Origin of the sequence: Micromonospora globispora (genome assembly GCF_003857015.1) — a bacterium.
Taxonomy (GTDB): Bacteria; Actinomycetota; Actinomycetes; order Mycobacteriales; family Micromonosporaceae; genus Micromonospora; species Micromonospora globispora.
Map to the genome: position 1 here is coordinate 21,883 of NZ_QGGF01000387.1, position 16,990 is coordinate 38,872.

Annotated in this window: 14 protein-coding genes and 2 pseudogenes; 2 read left to right on the forward strand and 14 right to left on the reverse strand. The window is 66.8% G+C overall.

Going from position 1 to position 16,990, the window contains the following annotated elements; all coding sequences use genetic code 11:
• Positions 1-8 precede the first annotated feature (8 nt).
• The 14 genes and pseudogenes from DKL51_RS20065 to DKL51_RS20130 form a co-directional block, all read right to left on the reverse strand.
• A complete protein-coding gene (locus DKL51_RS20065) occupies positions 9-1,121 on the reverse strand; it encodes an ABC transporter substrate-binding protein (protein ID WP_165824575.1) in 1,113 nt (370 codons plus the stop codon).
• A gap of 513 nt (positions 1,122-1,634) precedes the next feature.
• The gene (locus tag DKL51_RS20070) at positions 1,635-3,089 is read right to left on the reverse strand and encodes a carboxyl transferase domain-containing protein (protein ID WP_221623210.1); all 1,455 of its coding nucleotides are present in this window, start codon (positions 3,087-3,089) and stop codon (positions 1,635-1,637) included.
• The gene (locus DKL51_RS20075; RefSeq protein ID WP_109966222.1) at positions 3,082-4,569 is read right to left on the reverse strand and encodes an acyl-CoA synthetase; all 1,488 of its coding nucleotides are present in this window, start codon (positions 4,567-4,569) and stop codon (positions 3,082-3,084) included. The genes DKL51_RS20070 and DKL51_RS20075 overlap by 8 nt, the downstream gene beginning before the upstream one ends.
• 85 nt (positions 4,570-4,654) lie before the next feature.
• Positions 4,655-5,443: an IclR family transcriptional regulator gene (locus DKL51_RS20080; RefSeq protein ID WP_109966223.1), complete on the reverse strand. Its 789-nt coding sequence runs from the start codon at positions 5,441-5,443 to the stop codon at positions 4,655-4,657.
• 85 nt (positions 5,444-5,528) lie between these two features.
• A pseudogene (locus DKL51_RS37205) lies at positions 5,529-5,852 on the reverse strand (glycerate kinase); the annotation flags it as partial.
• A 20-nt stretch (positions 5,853-5,872) separates the two neighbouring features.
• A complete protein-coding gene (locus tag DKL51_RS20090) occupies positions 5,873-6,757 on the reverse strand; it encodes a 2-hydroxy-3-oxopropionate reductase (RefSeq protein ID WP_109966224.1) in 885 nt (294 codons plus the stop codon).
• A complete protein-coding gene (locus DKL51_RS20095) occupies positions 6,754-7,632 on the reverse strand; it encodes a hydroxypyruvate isomerase family protein (RefSeq protein ID WP_260428589.1) in 879 nt (292 codons plus the stop codon). Before DKL51_RS20095 ends, DKL51_RS20090 begins: the two co-directional genes overlap by 4 nt.
• A 47-nt stretch (positions 7,633-7,679) precedes the next feature.
• Entirely contained in the window at positions 7,680-7,931 is a 252-nt protein-coding gene (locus DKL51_RS20100) for a NifU family protein (protein WP_109966226.1), read from the reverse strand.
• A gap of 19 nt (positions 7,932-7,950) precedes the next feature.
• A complete protein-coding gene (locus tag DKL51_RS20105; protein WP_109966227.1) occupies positions 7,951-8,979 on the reverse strand; it encodes an ABC transporter ATP-binding protein in 1,029 nt (342 codons plus the stop codon).
• The gene (locus DKL51_RS20110) at positions 8,972-10,027 is read right to left on the reverse strand and encodes an ABC transporter ATP-binding protein (protein WP_109966322.1); all 1,056 of its coding nucleotides are present in this window, start codon (positions 10,025-10,027) and stop codon (positions 8,972-8,974) included. The genes DKL51_RS20105 and DKL51_RS20110 overlap by 8 nt, the downstream gene beginning before the upstream one ends.
• Before the next feature lie 20 nt (positions 10,028-10,047).
• The gene (locus tag DKL51_RS20115) at positions 10,048-11,007 is read right to left on the reverse strand and encodes an ABC transporter permease (RefSeq protein ID WP_109966228.1); all 960 of its coding nucleotides are present in this window, start codon (positions 11,005-11,007) and stop codon (positions 10,048-10,050) included.
• Complete coding sequence (locus tag DKL51_RS20120; protein ID WP_109966323.1) at positions 11,004-11,924, reverse strand: ABC transporter permease; 921 nt, start codon at positions 11,922-11,924, stop codon at positions 11,004-11,006. The genes DKL51_RS20115 and DKL51_RS20120 overlap by 4 nt, the downstream gene beginning before the upstream one ends.
• A gap of 58 nt (positions 11,925-11,982) precedes the next feature.
• Positions 11,983-13,383 (reverse strand): ABC transporter substrate-binding protein, encoded by a 1,401-nt coding sequence (locus DKL51_RS20125; protein WP_185734856.1) that lies wholly within the window; start codon positions 13,381-13,383, stop codon positions 11,983-11,985.
• 167 nt (positions 13,384-13,550) lie between these two features.
• Positions 13,551-15,287 carry a UGSC family (seleno)protein gene (locus DKL51_RS20130; RefSeq protein ID WP_109966230.1) on the reverse strand — a complete coding sequence of 579 codons (1,737 nt, stop codon included), beginning with the start codon at positions 15,285-15,287 and terminating at the stop codon, positions 13,551-13,553.
• Between the two features lie 270 nt (positions 15,288-15,557).
• Here DKL51_RS20130 and trxB point away from each other — a divergent pair.
• Positions 15,558-16,493: pseudogene (gene trxB / locus DKL51_RS20135) on the forward strand (thioredoxin-disulfide reductase); the annotation flags it as partial.
• A 123-nt stretch (positions 16,494-16,616) separates the two neighbouring features.
• Complete coding sequence (locus DKL51_RS36485; protein WP_243420951.1) at positions 16,617-16,898, forward strand: thioredoxin family protein; 282 nt, start codon at positions 16,617-16,619, stop codon at positions 16,896-16,898.
• Positions 16,899-16,990: the final 92 nt, after the last annotated feature.

Genomic DNA, 16,990 nt, shown 5'->3' on the forward strand with positions numbered 1-16,990 from the left:
GCAACGGGTCAGCGCTTGATCCCGGTCAGGCCGATGAGCTCCTGGAAATAGCCGTCGCTCATCAGCTTCTCGGTGGACTTCCAGCTGGCGGGGTCGATGTACTTCTTGCCGTCCTCGGGGATCGACTCCTTGGCCGCGATCCAGGAGTTGTCGAGGTCGGCGCGGGTGGAGGGGAAGTTGAGGTTCTCGGCGAAGCTCTGCGCCCCCTGCTTGGTCATCAGCCAGTTGAAGAACAGCGCCGCCGCACCGGGGTTGGGGGCGTTTTTGAAGTACTCGATCAGCAGGCCGGTGGAGAACACCCCGCCGTCGTACTTGGCGCCGTCGAGGTCCCAGATGTACTCGACCGGCTGGCCCTGCTCCTTCAGCGGCTCCACGTCCACGGGGGTGGTGCCGGTGGGCGCCACGATCAGGGAGCTGGTACCTCGCAGCACCTCCTCCTCCAGCTGCCGGGAGTCCTTGATCACGGTGGAGCTGTTCTGGCTGTAGAGCTTCCCGACGAAGTCGTCGCCCACCATCGCGCGCAGGAAGTCGACGTTGAAGGCGCCGGAGCCGCCGTGTGGGTCCTTGAGCCCGATGTTGCCGGCGAGGTCGGGGGTGATCAGGTCGTCGAAGCTCTTGAGCTGCTCGGGCTTGACCAGCTTGGTGTTGTACATCCCGATCGGGACCTTGGCGTTGACCAGCCGCAGCACGTGCGAGTTCTCGGGGTCGATGAACGGCAGCGGCCCGGTGAGGTCACACCCGACGCAGTTCCACAACTTCGGGTCCTTCACCTCGTCCAGCAGCATCGGCTCCACGGGCGCGAGGAAGCCCTGCTTGTAGAAGCTGTAGATGCCGGAGTTGCCGTCGACCATGACGTCCACGCTGTAGATGCCCTTTTTCCGCTCGTTCTCGATGCGGGTCTGGAGCTCCTCGCGGCCGAGGGTGGTGGTGACCTTGACGCCGAACAGTTCCTGGAACTCGTCGGCCACCGCACGCAGACCGGGGTCCGGGCGACCGTAGATGACGAGCTCGCCGTCCTTTTGCGCAGCGGAGATCAGCTCATCCCACTTGGGATCGCCGACGAACGGGTTGTCGGCGGACACTCCGGCGTCCGACCCGCAGCCGGCGAGAACCAGTGCCATGGACAGCACTCCCGCTGCGAATGAGAACCGGGCTCGTCCGCTGCGACGGAAAATTTGCATATTTCGCCCTCCAGCAGTACCTCGTCCGGAACGGTGTCATCCTGTATGACAGGCTGATAGGAACATCGGTGGGCGTGAGCGTCAAGGGGGCTGCGGGATCTTCTCGCCTGTCGGTACGGCTCGGCGGTTGGGCTGAGTGGGGCGCGGTGCGCAGACGCCGAATAGCGCTTGGGCGCCCGAGGCCGGCCGACCAAGCGGCCACAGATCAGGGTTTGCTCTGCGCACCGGGCATCATCCCCGCCAGGTCCTCGGGGTTGAGGAACGACTGGGCGCGGGGCTCGTTGAACAGGCCTGCCGCCGCCGGATGAAACTTGGCTCAACCGTCAAACCCCAGAAACCAGGCGAACGCCCAGAAACCAAGCGAACGCTAGCCGTGCAGGCGTCCCGACGGCGGCGCGGCAAGTGCGATCAGCCCCGAGAGGAGGCCGATGCCAGGACAATATGGCATATTGATCACAGGCCTTCCATTCCGGGCGTAGCCGCCCCCATGTTGGTGGCATATTCATCGGTCTGGTTGAGGGCGACGACGGTCGAGCCGGCAATGCCGCTCACCATGCCGTCTTCGAGGAGATCTTGCGGCCGCAGCCGGAACTGCGCGGCCAGAGCCGGCACGTCGGTCTCGTCGCGCTTGAGGATCGCGGCGGCCGCGTGCGGCGCAATGACGGCGAAGTAACCGTCCGGGGTGATCCACAGTCGATCGGGTGAGGAGAGGGCGAGGGCTCCTCCCGATCCGCCCTCCCCGATCACGAGGGTCGTCAGCGGCACCCGGGCGCTGGCGGTCGCCGCGAAGAGTCCTGCTATCGCCGGACCTATGCCCGTTAGCTCGGCCGACTCGTCGTTTGCCGCTCCGGGCGTGTCGACGAGGGTGAGCACCGGAATTCCGAGCCGGTCGGCGAGTTGGACCAGCCGGGTCGCCGTACGGAACCCGGCAGGCGTATTCGCCGTTCCCGTTTGCGCGGCGTACGCCATGATCCGACCATCGCGGCGACCGATGCCACACAGCATTCCGGTGTCCACGCCACCAGCACGGTCGCCGCTGATCGACACCCGTGTCGTGAAATAGTCGTCGAGGTAAGCGGCAGCGCGTGGCCGATCGGGATCACGTGCGTGCCGCACTGCAGTCCAGCCGTCGCGAGGCAGGTCAGTGCAGCCCAGCGCACGCGGGACAGGGGCCGGAACGCCGTCGGCAAGTCGCCGGCCGGCCGCAGGAGCGAGCAGTTCGACTAGGTCCGCCACGACACGCCGCACATCGGCCGGATTCACTAACAGGTCCACCTGACCGGTGCGGTACTTGCCTTCAGCTCGGAAATCATCAGTGTCTTCATGGTCGCCACGCACTCGCCGTCCAGCGAAAGCCACCGTGGCTTCCTGAAGCGCGACAACGAAGTCGGCGCCCGCACCGAGCGAAGCCCACAATCCCCCGACGGTGGGGTTCCGGAGCACGGCGATATGCGGGATGCCCATTATCGCGTTGCGCGAGCACTCTGCGGCGATTCGTTGCAGTTGGCGCAGGGAGTGCATGCCCTCCTGCATTCGGCTGCCGCCGGTGGCGATCAGCGACACGACCGGGCAGCGCCGATCGCGGGCCTCGGCTAGCGCACGGCATATCAGTGCGCCGGCGCGCTGGCCGATCGATCCGCCGATGTAGCGGAAGTCGAACGAGATGACGACGACGGTGTGGGCACCGATGCGGGCGGTACCACAGAGCACCGACTCGTCCTCGCCGCTGACTCTTGCGGCGCGAACGCGGTCGCAGGCGTAGCCCGGCCAGTCCAGCGGGCCATCGCCTTCGCCTGTCACGGCATCAGGCTCGGTTAAGGGCTCGAATCCGGCGGCGACGAGGGAAATCGCGGCGCGCGCCCCACGAGGGTGCTCGGCCTCCGCCGCCCGGGGCACAGTGCTAGCCACGGTTCACCTCGTCGCCCACCCCGGGCCGGTGCAGCGCTCGCTTCATCACCTTGCCCATGTCGTTGCGGGGCAGCCGATCCAAAAAGTGGAACTCGCGAGGACGCTTGTGCGGCGTCAACTGAAGCGCGATGTACTCGGCAAGCTCGTCCGGTTCCGGCCGGCGTCCCTCGGCCGGCACGATCCAGGCCACGACCCGCTCGCCTAGGTCGGGATCTGGAGCACCCGTGACCGCGGCCTCGACCACGCCGGGATGCTCGAGGAGCACATTCTCGATCTCGCCAGCTCCGATCTTGAAACCGCCGCTCTTGATGAGATCGGTGGCGCGCCGCCCGACGATGCGCAGGTAACCGTCGGCAGCCCTGGTCGCCAGGTCCCCGGTGTGAAACCAGCCGTCCCGCATCACCTCGGCCGTTGCGTCGGGGCGGTTGAAGTAACCCAGGAAGAGGTTTGGGCCACGCACCGCAATCTCCCCGATGGTCTCGTCGTCACTCACCACGATGCTCTGTCCGTCGTCGTCGACCAGCTTGACCTGGACACCGTTCAATGGCAGCCCGACCGTACCGGCTCGGCGGTCCCCGTCGACGCGAACCGCACAGTTCATGATGGTCTCGGTCAAGCCGTATCGCTCGACCACACGCTGACCAGTCGCTGTCGCTATGCGCTCGTGGTCGACCTCGGCCAATGCGGCTGATCCAGACACCAGGAGGCGGGCTCCGGCAAGCGCGTGGGCGATCGTCGAATCGCCCGTGGCCTCGTCGGCGAGTCGGTGATACATGGTGGGCACGGCGAACAGGACGTTCGCTGGGCCACGCAGCGCCTCGGCGACTGCGCACGCCGAGAACCGGCCAAGGTGATACACCATGCCGCCGCGCCGCAGCGGGCCGAGGACGCCGAGGATCAGGCCGTGCACGTGAAAGAGCGGCAAAGCGTGCGCCACCACGTCGTCCGCGGTCCACATCCAAGCCTGCGCCAGCGCGTCGAGGTTGCTGGCGATGGCACGCCGGGGCAGCACGACTCCCTTCGGCGGCCCGGTGGTTCCCGACGTGTAGACGATGACCGCAGGGGTTTCCGGCGACGGTTCGGCAATCGCCGTCACGGCCTCAGGACCGCCAGGGATCGACAAGTCAATGATGGAATGAGGACGGTGCCGCACTGCCGCCGGGAGATCGTCGCGTGCCCCGTGCAGCACCAGGTCCGGGTCGGCGTCGGCCAGAATGTGCATGAGCTCTCGCTCGCCGCTGCGGGGGTTCAGCGGCACCACCGGGACGCCGGCGAGGAGCGCGCCCACGACCCCCACAACGGTCTCCATCGTGGGCGTCGCCCAGACCGCGACGCGCGCACGAGAGGAAAGCGAGACCGATACTGCCTGTGCGGCAGCCGCCAGCTCCCGGTAGGACAGCTCGCGGTCACCGACGCGCACGGCGGGGCGGTCGCTGGGCTCTGCCAAGCCTGGCAGCAGGTAAGGGGTAGCATCGGCCATCGGGGGCACCTCCAGAATTGGACAGCAGAAAGTGGGCCGGCGGGCCGGCGCACACCGCCGCCGGACACCAGCAGTCAAGGCTTGGTCAGAGGCCGCGCTCAAGCGCCTCGATGACTTCGTTGAAGTGGATCCACCGCCTGGTCTCGGGCCCCATTCTCTGCGCGACGGCCTGCAGGGCCGCGGTGTGCCGAATCAGCTGGCGAGGGTATGTGGCGCTCATGATCAACCCGAGCGCGGCGACTGCGTAGTCCTCGCCTAGGAGAACCGGTACGGCAACCGAGCAGGGGCCGGCCTGCGGTTCCTGCATCATGATCGCGTAGCGGCGTTCGCGGACCTGCTCGAGCTCCCGCGCCAGCCGCTTCCTCTCCCGCCCAGTGAACCTGGCAGTGCCATCCACCTCACGCGCCAGATACGCCTCGCGCACGTGCTCCCCGTCGAATGCCAGAAGCGCCATGCCGACGGCGGTGAGGTGCAACGGCAACCGGTCACCGACCTTTCTGGCCCGAAGGGCCTGCTCGGGGCCGTAGAGCCGATCCCGGATGAGAGCCTGGTCCCCGTCCCGAATGGCGAAGTGACAGGCCTCGCCCGTCAGGCGGATCACCTCGACGAGGTGGGCACGGCCAGTGGCGCGCAGCTCTGGGCCGGCGTTCTCGCCGACCTTCCCGATGAGCCTGCCCACGCGGTAGCACCCCCGCCCGTCCCGCTTCAGTGCTCCTCCCTCGACGAGTTCTCCCACCAGTCGGTGCGCCGTCGGCATGGTGAGGCCGGCCACCTCGGCGATCCGGGTGAGCGTCAGGGTTGACTCGCTGCAGTCGAATGCACGCAGTATCGCGAGGACCTTGGAGGTCACGGTCCTTGAGGCTTGCTCGCCCATTCGACCCTCCACCGCCGGTGCTTGGGAAAGAACTGTTTCCGCCGCCACGTGCGGAGCCCGGGACGGCGCTACGGACCTCACCGGCTCCTCGACTCGAGGCCGCCATCCGCGCGAGTCGACCACCGGAGGGAGCGTGAACCAACAGAACCTCAGCGAGCTCGACGCCCGCCAGGTCTCCGTGGCGGGCGTATCTGGCGAGCCTGGGCTCACCGGTGGGTCCGCCGACTATCACCTCCACGGGGGTGAAGCTCACAGGGAGTGCGGCAGTCACGGCGCCTTCGCCGCCGTCTGCTACCGGCAGCTCCACGACGTCGCCCTCGAGATGCCCGCAGGCGATGCCGGCTGCCACAGCAGTGCAGGCCTCCGGCCCGGTGAGGTGTCCTTTGAACTTGTCGTACGCGACGGCCATGCGGGACACGTCTCCTCCCGTCAGTCCACCTCGCGCCCGGACATGCGCAGGGCACCCCGGAGCAGCGCGGAGTGGTCAAGGTCACCATCACCTACTGCCACAGCATGCGCCATCAACTGAGCCAGTTGCGCGCCGATCGGCAGGACCACACCCACCTGACGTGCGGCCGATATGACGATGCCAAGGTCCTTGTGATGCAGGTTGATCCGGAAGCCCGGCTGGAAGGACCGGCCCAGGACGTTGTGACACTTCTGTTCCAAGACCTTTGATCCGGCAAGTCCACCGCCCAGGACCTGCAGCGCAGCCTTGGTATCGACCCCGTTGGCCTCCAGGAAGACAACCGCCTCCGAGAGTGCCTGGAGGTGGGCAGCCACCATCAGCTGATTGGCCGCCTTCACCGTCTGGCCAGCGCCGCTGGGTCCGACGTGCACCACGGTCTTACCGACAAGGCCCAAAATGGGTTTGGCCGCCTCGAATTCGCGCCGCTCACCACCGACCATGATGGAGAGAGCGGCGTTGACGGCACCGACCTCGCCGCCGGACACCGGGGCGTCGAGCATCCGGAAACCGTCCGCTGCGGCCCGGGCAGCCAGACTTCGCGCCACGTCGGGACGGATGGTGGAGAAGTCGATGATGAGCGCGCCGGTTTTGGCATGGGCGAGCACTCCGCCATCACCGGCGAGCACCTTCTCGACGTCGGGTGAGTCCGGGACCATCACGGCGATGACGTCGGCATCCCGAACCGCCTCCGCGACAGACCCGGCTGCGTGGCCACCGGCGGCGACCAGCGGAGCCGACTTTCCTGGGCTGCGGTTGAACCCGTGGACCCGGTGCCCGGCCCTGGCCAGGTGCACGGCCATGGGGCTGCCCATGACACCGAGTCCGATGAAGGCGATGGTGGTCATATCGTCCTTTCGGTGAGTCCTGCTGTCCTGGTCCCTCCGGCCCAGCGTCGGGAACGCCGTTCACGGGGTAGCCAGTCGAGGCTCGCGAGGGTGGTTGTCTGGGGCTTGTACTCGAGGCCGACCCAGCCCGAGTAGCCGGCCTGCTCGAGGGCGTGCAGCTGGTGCTCGAGGGGTAGGTCCCCCGATCCGGGCTCGTGCCGCCCCGGAGCATCGGCGATCTGCACGTGGCCGATCCGGCTGGCGTGAGTGGCGATCACGGCGCCCACATCGTCGCCGTTGACCGCCATGTGGTAAAGGTCCGCTAGGACGGCAAGGTTGTCGACGCTTGCCTCCGCATGGACGCGGTCGATGACCGCGAGTGCGTCTGCGGCGGTGCGGAGGGGGTATGCGTCCGACCCGCTGATCGGCTCGACCAGAACCGTACCGCCCAGCTTCTCGACCGCCCGAGCGGCGAGGACGAGGTTGGCGACGGCGACATCGTCCTGCTCCTCGCCTTCCACTCCGGCCACTCGGTTGCCGTAGAGAGCGTTCAAGGAGCGACACCCGAGCTGCTCCGCGATCGCAACCGCGATGTCGACGCTGTCGACGAACTCCTGGGCGCGAGCCGGCCAGGAGACCAGTCCACGTTCACCAGCGGGCATGTCACCGGCCGCGAAGTTGAGGCCTACCAGCTTGACTCCCGCATCGGCCACCGACCTGACGAAGAGGTCCACCTCGGAGTCCCGGGGTACCGACTGGGCGAACGGCCACCAGAACTCCACGGCGTCGAAGCCAGCCTGTTTGACGGCTGCCGGGCGCTGGAGGACCGGAAGCTCAGTGAACAGGATCGACGCGTTCACGTCGTAGGGGAGGGAGTGCGTCATCTGTGCCTCCAATCAGGCGGTCGATCGGTACCACGAGCGCGGCCTGGGCATTCCCAGAGTCACGAGGGGTGGACCACGACGTCCGCGACCGCCACGCCACGGGAGCGGAGGCCCTCCTTGACGAAGTCACGCAGGGTATCCGGCGTGATGAGGCAGGTTTCGCACTCGGCGTTGCGGCCGGTGTCGTAGTCCAGCTGAAGTCGGGCGGCTGCTTCCTCGTAGCCGAGCACGCTGACCTTGCCGCCGTCACGGGCGACCAGCTCGTTCATGGCCCCGACCACCTCGTTGATCTCGGCCTCGTGTTCAGACATGTGGCTTCTCCTCCTGTGGTTAGGGACCGGGAATCAGGTCAGTGCTCAGAGCGATGGAGCTGGCCGGAAAGTGGCAGGCCACCCGGGTGCGCTCGTCGGCATGGTGGGTCTCAAGCGCGGGTTCCCGTTCGGCGCAGATGGCCTCGGCCTGCCAGCATCTGGTCCGGAAACGACATCCCGAAGGGGGGTTGACCGGGCTGGGCAGGTCGCCGGCCAGGATGCGCCGTGGTAGGGCTGTCTCCCGCTCGCTCCGCGACACGGGCACCGCGCTGATCAGCGCCTGCGTATACGGGTGGCGGGGACGCTCGAACACGTCCGACTCCGAGCCGTACTCCATCATCCTGCCGAGGTACATCACGCCGATCTTGTCGGAGATATGCCGGACCACGCCGAGGTCGTGCGAGATGAAGATGACTCCGAGGCCGAACTCGCGCTGGATGTCCTGGATGACGTTGAGGATCTGGGCCTGGACCGACACATCGAGGGCCGACACCGGCTCGTCGCAGATCAACAGGTCCGGCTCTACGGCCACCGCGCGGGCGATACCGATGCGCTGGCGCTGGCCGCCCGAGAACTGGCCAGGGTGGCGGTCGATGTGGTCGCGACGCAACCCTACTAGCTCCAGCAGCTCGGCCGCACGGGACCGCCACTGTGCCCTCGGCACCAGGCCGCGGTGGATCGTCCAGGGCTCGGCGATGATCTGGCCGATAGTCTTGCGTGGGTTGAGGCTTTCGAAAGGGTCCTGGAACACCACCTGCGCGTGCTTGCGGAAGTCCTTCAGCTCCTTGCGCGACATGGAGTAGACATCCTTGCCGCGGTAGTACACGTGCCCTGACGTGGGTTCCACCAGGCGCAGCAGGGTTTGCGCCAGTGTCGACTTACCACAACCGGACTCCCCGACCAGCCCGAGGGTTTCGCCTGCGGCGACCTGGAAGCTGACGCCGTCGAGAGCGCGCAGGACTGCGCCGTGGCGGCGACCCCTCATTCCGTTGTTGATCGAGTAGTGCTTGACCAGGTTCTCGACGCGTAGCATTGGCTCCTCAGGCATGACGTTGGTACTCCCCTTCCCCTACGTGCAGAAGCTTTTCGGTCCGGTGGCAGCTACTGGCGCGGCCGGATCCCAGAGATTTCAACTCGGGGCGCTCGGCTGTGCAGCGGTCGATCGCCCAGGCGCACCTGGGCGCGAAGGAGCAGCCGGGCGCCGGTTGCATCAGGTCGGGGGGAGACCCGGGGATGGGTGCCAGTCGCCCCGCCTTGTGTCGAGCCTGGGGTATCGATCCGATGAGTCCGCGCGTGTAGGGGTGTGCAGACTGGGCAAAGATCTCCTCGACGGTGCCCGTCTCACACTCCCGTCCGGCGTACATGACCAGGAGCCGGTCGGCCCACTCGGAGACCAGCCCGAGGTCATGGGTGATCAGCACGATGCCCATGCCGGTCTCGCCCTGCATCTCCTGTAGCAGTGCCATGATCTGCGCCTGGATGGTCACGTCCAGGGCGGTCGTGGGTTCGTCGGCAATGAGCACGTCGGGCTCGAGGGCCATGGCCATGGCTATGCTCACCCGCTGGCGCATCCCGCCCGAGAACTCGTGCGGATAGTCCTTGAGCCTGGACCTCGCGGCGGGGATGCCGACCCGGTCCAGCAACTCGGCCGCCTTGATGAGTGAGTCCCGGTGCGACATACCGCGGTGGATCCGGAACGGCTCGGCGATCTGCCAGCCGACGGAGAACACCGGATTCAAAGAGGCGTTCTGGGCGATCAGGGCTATGTCCTCGCCACGGATTCGCCGCCGCTCCGACTCCGACATCAGCAGGAGATCCTGCCCGTTGAGCAGTACCTCTCCCCCAGCCACCCGAGCCGGCGGAGTCGTGAGGATCCCCAGGACCGCCTGGGCCGCCACCGTCTTGCCGGATCCGCTCTCCCCCACGATGGCAAGGGTCTCGCCCCTGTGGAGTTGATAGCTGAGTCCGGACACCGCGGTCACCACGCCGCGCCTGAGGTGGAACTCCACCAGGAGGTCACGGACCTCGAGCAACGCTGCGGAGACCTGCAGGGCGTCGTCGTCCTGGGTGATGAGGCTGGTCACTGCCTTGCTCATGACGTCCCTTTCTGAGCCGTTCACTCGGACTCGGCAGCCTTGCGGACCAGTTCCGCCAGCACATTGGTCGCTATCGCCGTCAGGGTGATCGCGAGGCCAGGCAGCAGAGCAATCCACCAGGCGTGCTGCAGGTAGTTGCGGCCCTCCGCGATCAGACCACCCCAGGTGACGTCCGGCTCATGCACCCCGAGTCCGAGGAAGCTGAGCGCAGACTCCGCGAGCATCACCAGCGCGAACTCCAGCGTGGCCAGTGCGACCAGCGGGTTGGCGATTACCGGCAGGATCTGGGTGCACACAATGCGGAGGGACCCTGCTCCGAACGCACGCGAGGCGCGGATGAAGACCCGCTCCCTGACGGCCAGGGTTTCGGCACGTGCCACCCGGGTGTACATGGCGATTCGGGCGAGGGCCAGGACCAGGATGAGGGAGCCGAGACCGGCACCGAGGGTGTAGAGCACGATGAGCGCCAACAGCAGTGACGGGAAGGCCAGCATCACGTCGGCGATCCGCATCGCGACCTTGTCCAGACGTCCCCGGGCATAGCCGACAACTGTGCCGATGAGGGCACCGACCACGGCCGCCGCAATGACTGCCCCGATGGAGATCAGCAAGGTGGTGCGTGCGGCGACGGTCAGCTGGGCGAGGAAGCTGCGTCCCAGCGCGTCACTGCCGAGGACGTACTCCCAGCCGTACTGAGTGCTGAGCGGAGGCACGAACCGCAGGTGCAGGTTCGTGTTACGAGCGGAGTCTGCGAGCACGAAGGACCCGACGACCGTGGTCAGCAACAAGAGCACCAGGTAGGTCGTCGCCGCGATGCCGAGCACATCTCGACGCAGAAGGTGCCCAACCTTGCGCCACAGTCCGTCAGCGGCTCTGAGTGGCTCCGGGCCTGATCGGGCTGCCGCCCTCAGGCTGAGCCTGGGAGCCTCTTCGGCCGAGTCATTCTCGACGTTTTCTTGGTCGTTGTTCAATAGCGTCATTCGCCTAACCCAATCTGTGGGTTGAGCCAGGAGTAGGCGATATCAATCAGGAAGTTGAGCACGATGATGGCGGCACCGGTAATGAGGACCACAGCCTGGATGACGGCGAAATCCCTGCCCTTGATCGCAGTGACCATGAGATTACCGATACCGGGCCATCCGAACACGGTCTCCACCACCAGAGCACCGTTGACCACCTGGGCCGCCAGGATTCCGGCGACCGTCAGGATCGGGATTGCCGCGTTACGGAGGGCGTGCTTGTAGATGACGGCGCCCGGGCCCACGCCCTTGCTCTTCGCCACCCGCACGTAGTCGGAGTCCAACGCATCGAGCATTGACGCCCTGACAACCTGTGTGAGGATCCCGAACGGCCGCAAGGCCAGAGTCAGGAGCGGTAACACCCAGAACTGCCAACCACCCATCCCAGAGGTGGGCAGGAGATTCCAGTAGACGGCGAACACGGCGACGCCCATCAGGGCGATCCAGAAGTCGGGGACACTGAGCGCTGCCATCGACCCGAGCCGCGTGGCGGCGTCACCGTATGAGCCGCGACGGGCCGCACTGGCGGCGCCGACGACGATTGCCAAGGTGACAGCGATGAGCATCGTGACTGAGGCCAGCTGCAGGGTCGCCGGGAACCGCTGCAGCACCACCGTAACCGCCGGGTCGCCGTAGAGCAGGGATTCGCCGAAGTCAAGGCGGAAGACTCCGGCGAGAAAGTGGACGAGCTGAATGTAGAGCGGCTTGTCGAACCCGTTCTCCGCATTGAAGGCGGCCACCATCTGCGGGGACGCGTCCTCGGGCAGATATAGGTGCGCTGGGCTACCCGTCAGCCGGGCCAGGACGAAGACGAGGAGGACCAGACCGAGCAGGCTGAGAATGCCCTGTCGTAATCTCTGGAGGATGAAGCGTGCCACGCTGCCGTGCCTCCCGGGGAGTCGGCGGACGCCCGGCACCGGGCGCCCGCTGGGGTGGTTACTTCGCGCTCACCTCGGAGATGTCGAGGCGCTCGCTGCTGGCGAGGTTGGGCGTGTAGGAGACCCGGTCGTTAGTGATGATCATCGTGTCGGCCATGTGCGCGACAGGGACCAGCGCGACGAGCTTGTCGTGCTCATAGCGGAACGCCTGGGCCAAGAGGTCGGCACGGTGGTCACCGGCCGTCTCGGCAGCCTGCTTGAGCAGCGCGTCGAGCTGGTCGTCACACACGGGGCTCTGCGGTGCCTTGCATCCGAGCTTGCCCCGAAGGCTCACCAAAGCGTCACCGAGGGAGTTGCCGTGAGCATTCAGCACCACTGCCGGCCCGAACTTCGGGTCGTTGGCTGACCCGAGCCGGTTGCGCATGGACTCGGTCTCGAGGAGTTGGGTGGTGGCGTTGAAACCGACCTCCTTGAGCATCGCCACGATCGTGTCTGGCACCTCCGAACCGTTCGAGCCGCGCATGCCCGCCCAGCCGACCACCTTGAACGGAGCCCCGACGTTGACGCCGTCCCGACGCGCTTCGTCGAGCAGCGCCTTTGCCTGCGCCGGGTCGTAGGGGTAGGTCACGTCGTCGGGGTAGCCGACGGTTGTCGGCACGACAATGGCGTTCGCCGGCTCACCGAGGCCGCCATAGACGTTCTTGACGAAGGTCGCCCTGTCGATGGCGAGACTCAGTGCCCGGCGGACCCGGATGTCGTTGAACGGTGGCAGGTTGACATCGATCCGGAAGTAGATCGTCTCTCCCACCGTGAAGTTGACCGCGCCCTTCGCCTTGGCGTCCTGGTTCGCGATCATGGTGGCGATGTCGACCTCACCCGCGGCCGACATGGCCGAGCGGACCGAGCTCTCGACCCGTATGGGGTAGGTGACCTGACGGAACTGTGGCGCCTTGCCCCAGTACTTCTCGAAACGCTCGACCTTGACCTCGGCCCCGGGTTGATAGCTGACGAACTTGTAGGGCCCGGTGCCGATGGGCTTTTGGGTCTTCTTGCCCTGGTCGCCGTCAGCGAGGCCGATCATCACGAAGGCGAGCCGCTGCGGGAGGATCATGTCCGGGCTGGCGGTGGTGATGTTGACGGTGTCGTCGTCGACCGCGACAGCTTCCTTGACGTTGTCGTCGAGAACGGAGCCGTAGAGCCAACAGCCGAGCTTCGGGTCGAGGATCCGGTTGACCCAGTCGGCCACGGCCTTGGCGTTCAGGGGGGCCCCGTTGTGGAAGGTCACGCCCTGCCGCAGCTCGAACTGCCAGGTGTTGGGGTCCACCTGCTTCCAGGACGTGGCGAGCTTGGGCTCGAGCTCGGTCGTCTTGAAGTTCACGTCCACCAACGGCTCGCCGATGTTCTCGGTCATGAACATGCCGTTCCGTGCCGAGCTGGCATCACAGAGGTCCATGCTCATCGGCTCGTAGCCGAGCGCGACTCGCAGGCTGGTCATCTCGCCGCTCGTGCTCGCCGAGGTGCCACCGGCGCATCCGACCATGGCGAGGACGCAGCCGACAGCCACGGTGACCGGCACGAGTCCGGCCTTTGGGTGCTTCTGCCGCAGTCGGTTGACGGAGAGAGTTCTCATCGCATCGCTCCTTGCGCATTTGATGGCCCGGCCCCCGAACCGTGACCCCCTGCTGGCTGTGGGGTGGTGGTGATCGGCTCACTGTTGGGCTTCTGCCGGGTGGGCATCAGCAGGTCCTTGGCGCGGACGGAGCCGACGACCACGATCGAGTACCACTCGGGCTTCTCGATGACCGGCATCGTCGTGTGGCGTGCGGCCTCGTCCGACAGCTGGAAGAGCCACTCCCATTCAGGCTTGATCTTGCCGTCCCGGTGGAGCTTGCGAACCGGCTCGATCATGCGGGTTACCGGCTCCGCCCCGTGGTAGTACATGAACTTCTCCAGACCCGCCTTGGAGAAGCCGCCCTCCCGGGCCAGCGGCTGAGCGTGCGGCGGGGCGAGGAAGAGCAGCCGCCCGAGCCCGCTCTCGCCGCTGCCGCCGAGGTTGGTGAAGTACCCGCTGCTGTTGTTGCCACCACTGAACGAGGCGATGGCCCGAGCCAGTTGCTGCGGGTCGGTGTGCCCCTGGATCGATATGTCCCACTCTCCGCTCGTCCAGAAGACGGTGGCCACGTCGTCCGTCGCCCGGTAGCCCTGGGAGACGTGGTAGGGCTCCCACGGGCTCTCCTCCTCGTTCTCTGCCACGACCACGATGTGCTTGCGCGTGCTCCCGATCGTGTCGAGATCCATCACGCCCGGGTACCACGAGCCGATGTTCTTGAGGCAGAACACCACGGCCCGGCTGATCCGGATGTTCACCTCGTTCTGCTTGCCGGGACCCAGGCAGGTGCGACCACCATTGATCCCCAGCCGCTTGGCGATAGGGCCGTTGACCAGGATCAGCGGCGCGTAGGCACTGGTCGACATCAACGCGCCACGGGGCACCGGCCGGATGTTGGCGATGGCGCGCAGCGCGGCCATCACCACCGGCATCTCCTCGGGGCGGCAGCCGGCCATCGCCGCGTTGACGGCGACTTTCTCCACCGTCGCCTCGCCGTTCCCGGGCGGCAGCATGCAAACCAGGTCGTCCGGATTCCCGTCGACGCCCTCGATCAGGGCGTCGACCGCCCGGCGCGTCGGCGGCCAAAGCGGGTAGCCATCACCCCAGTCGCGGCTCATGAAGTCCCGGTTGAACTCCAGGAGCAGCGAGGTAGGGTCGCTCGCCTGATACGACCACGAGGGCAGTGGCTGGCTGTCCAGGCTCAAGCGCGTCCCGGTTTCCCCGACCGTGAGTTTCGCCATCACCTCCTCGACCTTCGGCTCGGTCTGGGCTACCGCCTGCTCCTCGGTGAGGTTGTTGTAGACCTGAGGCACCACGACGTAGAACGGATCCGGCATGGCAAACGCCCGCGCACTGACCTCCACGTCGTGCTCAAAGCCGTGAGAGGCGATGATCACCGTGGGAAGACCCTTGCGCTCGATCTGAACGCAGTCATGAGTCATCCACGAGGTGCACGACCCACAGTCGGCGGTACATCCGATCGCGGCGTCACACTCCTCGACGAGCTGGTCCAGCAGTTCGGGAGAGCAGGGCATCGAGCCGCTGTAGAACTTGAACTTCACATCGGAGTACCGCTCACTGATCAGCTCCGCCGTCCGGCGCAGGGCCACGTCGCCCATCGCCTTGCCGTTCCACAGCAGCCCGATGGTCCTCCCCTCCAGGCTGTCCAGCCGGGGCGCGGTCTTCACGGGCGGCCCCCCGTGCTGGTTGGGCCGCGGGTCGAGTACCTCGATCGACGTTCCTGGCGCTGCCATGTGGTGCACCTCTGCTTCCTGCGTTGTCCGCGACATGCAGTGAGCGGGCCGCGTTCGATGCCGGGCAGTCAATACGACGAGTGACGCGCCTCACAAACCCAAAATTCCGGTGACCGGAAGTGACTTCACCGGGATGGAAGGAGCTCCCGCCGCAGAACGGTTCCGGGCAACGGAACTTCGCCGTCGCCACCACCTGCACCAGCAAATTAGCCTCGCCCCATTCCATCCCGAGTCGTCGCGTGGCACCGGCCGCGCTCGAGGAGAGCAACCATGCCCTCACGTCCCCGCAGCCTCGCCATCATCGGCTCCGGCCCGGCCGGATACACCGCAGGTCTTTACGCCGCGCGAGCCGAGCTCGCTCCCGTCCTCTTCGAGGGCTCGGTGACCGCCGGCGGAGCCCTCATGACGACCCCCACCGTCGAGAACTTCCCAGGACAGCCCCACGGGATCACGGGACCGGACCTGATGGGCAACATGCGCAAGCAGGCGCAGCGGTTCGGCTGTGAAATGGTCCGCGAAGACGTCACCCGGCTCGAGTTGACCGGCCGCACGAAGCAGCTCGAGACGGGAGACGACGGGGTGTACACCTTCGACGCGGTCATCCTGGCTACCGGGGCGACGCACAAGCACCTGGGCCTTCCCGACGAGGAGCGGCTCACCGGTAGCGGGGTGTCCACGTGCGCCACGTGCGACGGGGCCTTCTACCGCGACAGGCCGGTGGCCGTGGTCGGCGGGGGCGACTCCGCCCTTGAGGAAGCGCTCTTCCTCAGCCGTTTCGCCACGTCGGTCACGCTCATCCACCGACGAGGAAGCCTTCGAGGGTCGAAGGTCATGCAGGCGCGGGTGCTCGCCCACCCCAAGATCACCATCCGATGGAACACCGAGGTGACCGGACTCCTCGGCGAGGACCACCTGGAAGCCATCGCGATCCGCGACGATACCGACGGGCGAACCGCCCAACTCGTCGTCAGCGGTCTCTTCATCGCGATCGGGCGCGTGCCGAACAGCGAGCTCGTCCGCGGGCAGCTCCCGTTGGACGACGACGGGTACGTCATCGTGGAGCATCCCACCACGGCGACCGGGGTACCAGGGGTCTTCGCCTGTGGCGACCTGGTCGATCGTCGCTACCGGCAGGCCATCACCGCGGCTGGCTCCGGCTGTGCTGCGGCCCTCGATGCCGAGCACTACCTCTCGGCGCTGCGCCAGCCGGCCGTGCCGAATGCCAGTGAGAATGACCCTCCGGGCCCTCCCCCGGTGGGCGCCCGAGCCGACCACAGTGCCCCGACGATCACCGCCGAACTCGTGGACGAGACATCCCTGGCCGACACGATGCTGACGAGCACGGTCCCCGTGCTTGTTGACTTCTGGGCCGAAAACTGCGCGCCCTGCCAGCTCATGCACCCTGTCCTGGACCACATCGCCCGGCGCTATCAGGACCGGCTCAGGGTCGTGAAGATCAACGTCGACAGCAATCGCGAGGCGGCACGAAACTACGCGATCACCACCGCGCCCACCCTCAAGCTGTTCGTCGCAGGAAAGGTCGCTCGCACCATCGTCGGGGCCACCCCGGCAAGCAAGCTCGCCACCGAGCTGGAGCCGTTTCTGGGGTGACGGACGGGGAGAAGTGACGCTGCCCGTCGCCTCGCCCCCAGCGCATGCTGGCGTATGCGCCGCCCTCCCGCGAGTGCCACGTTCCCGATCCT

What these genes read in the sequence shown, in the direction of transcription:
- DKL51_RS20065 (WP_165824575.1), bottom strand. Translation starts at nt 1,121, where the DNA reads ATGGCACTGGTTCTCGCCGGCTGCGGGTCGGACGCCGGAGTGTCCGCC.
- DKL51_RS20075 (WP_109966222.1), bottom strand. Translation starts at nt 4,569, where the DNA reads ATGGCCGATGCTACCCCTTACCTGCTGCCAGGCTTGGCAGAGCCCAGC.
- DKL51_RS20080 (WP_109966223.1), bottom strand. Translation starts at nt 5,443, where the DNA reads ATGGGCGAGCAAGCCTCAAGGACCGTGACCTCCAAGGTCCTCGCGATA.
- DKL51_RS20090 (WP_109966224.1), bottom strand. Translation starts at nt 6,757, where the DNA reads ATGACCACCATCGCCTTCATCGGACTCGGTGTCATGGGCAGCCCCATG.
- DKL51_RS20100 (WP_109966226.1), bottom strand. Translation starts at nt 7,931, where the DNA reads ATGTCTGAACACGAGGCCGAGATCAACGAGGTGGTCGGGGCCATGAAC.
- DKL51_RS20105 (WP_109966227.1), bottom strand. Translation starts at nt 8,979, where the DNA reads ATGCCTGAGGAGCCAATGCTACGCGTCGAGAACCTGGTCAAGCACTAC.
- DKL51_RS20110 (WP_109966322.1), bottom strand. Translation starts at nt 10,027, where the DNA reads ATGAGCAAGGCAGTGACCAGCCTCATCACCCAGGACGACGACGCCCTG.
- DKL51_RS20115 (WP_109966228.1), bottom strand. Translation starts at nt 11,007, where the DNA reads ATGACGCTATTGAACAACGACCAAGAAAACGTCGAGAATGACTCGGCC.
- DKL51_RS20125 (WP_185734856.1), bottom strand. Translation starts at nt 13,383, where the DNA reads ATGAGCATGGACCTCTGTGATGCCAGCTCGGCACGGAACGGCATGTTC.
- DKL51_RS20130 (WP_109966230.1), bottom strand. Translation starts at nt 15,287, where the DNA reads ATGGCAGCGCCAGGAACGTCGATCGAGGTACTCGACCCGCGGCCCAAC.
- DKL51_RS36485 (WP_243420951.1), top strand. Translation starts at nt 16,617, where the DNA reads ATGCTGACGAGCACGGTCCCCGTGCTTGTTGACTTCTGGGCCGAAAAC.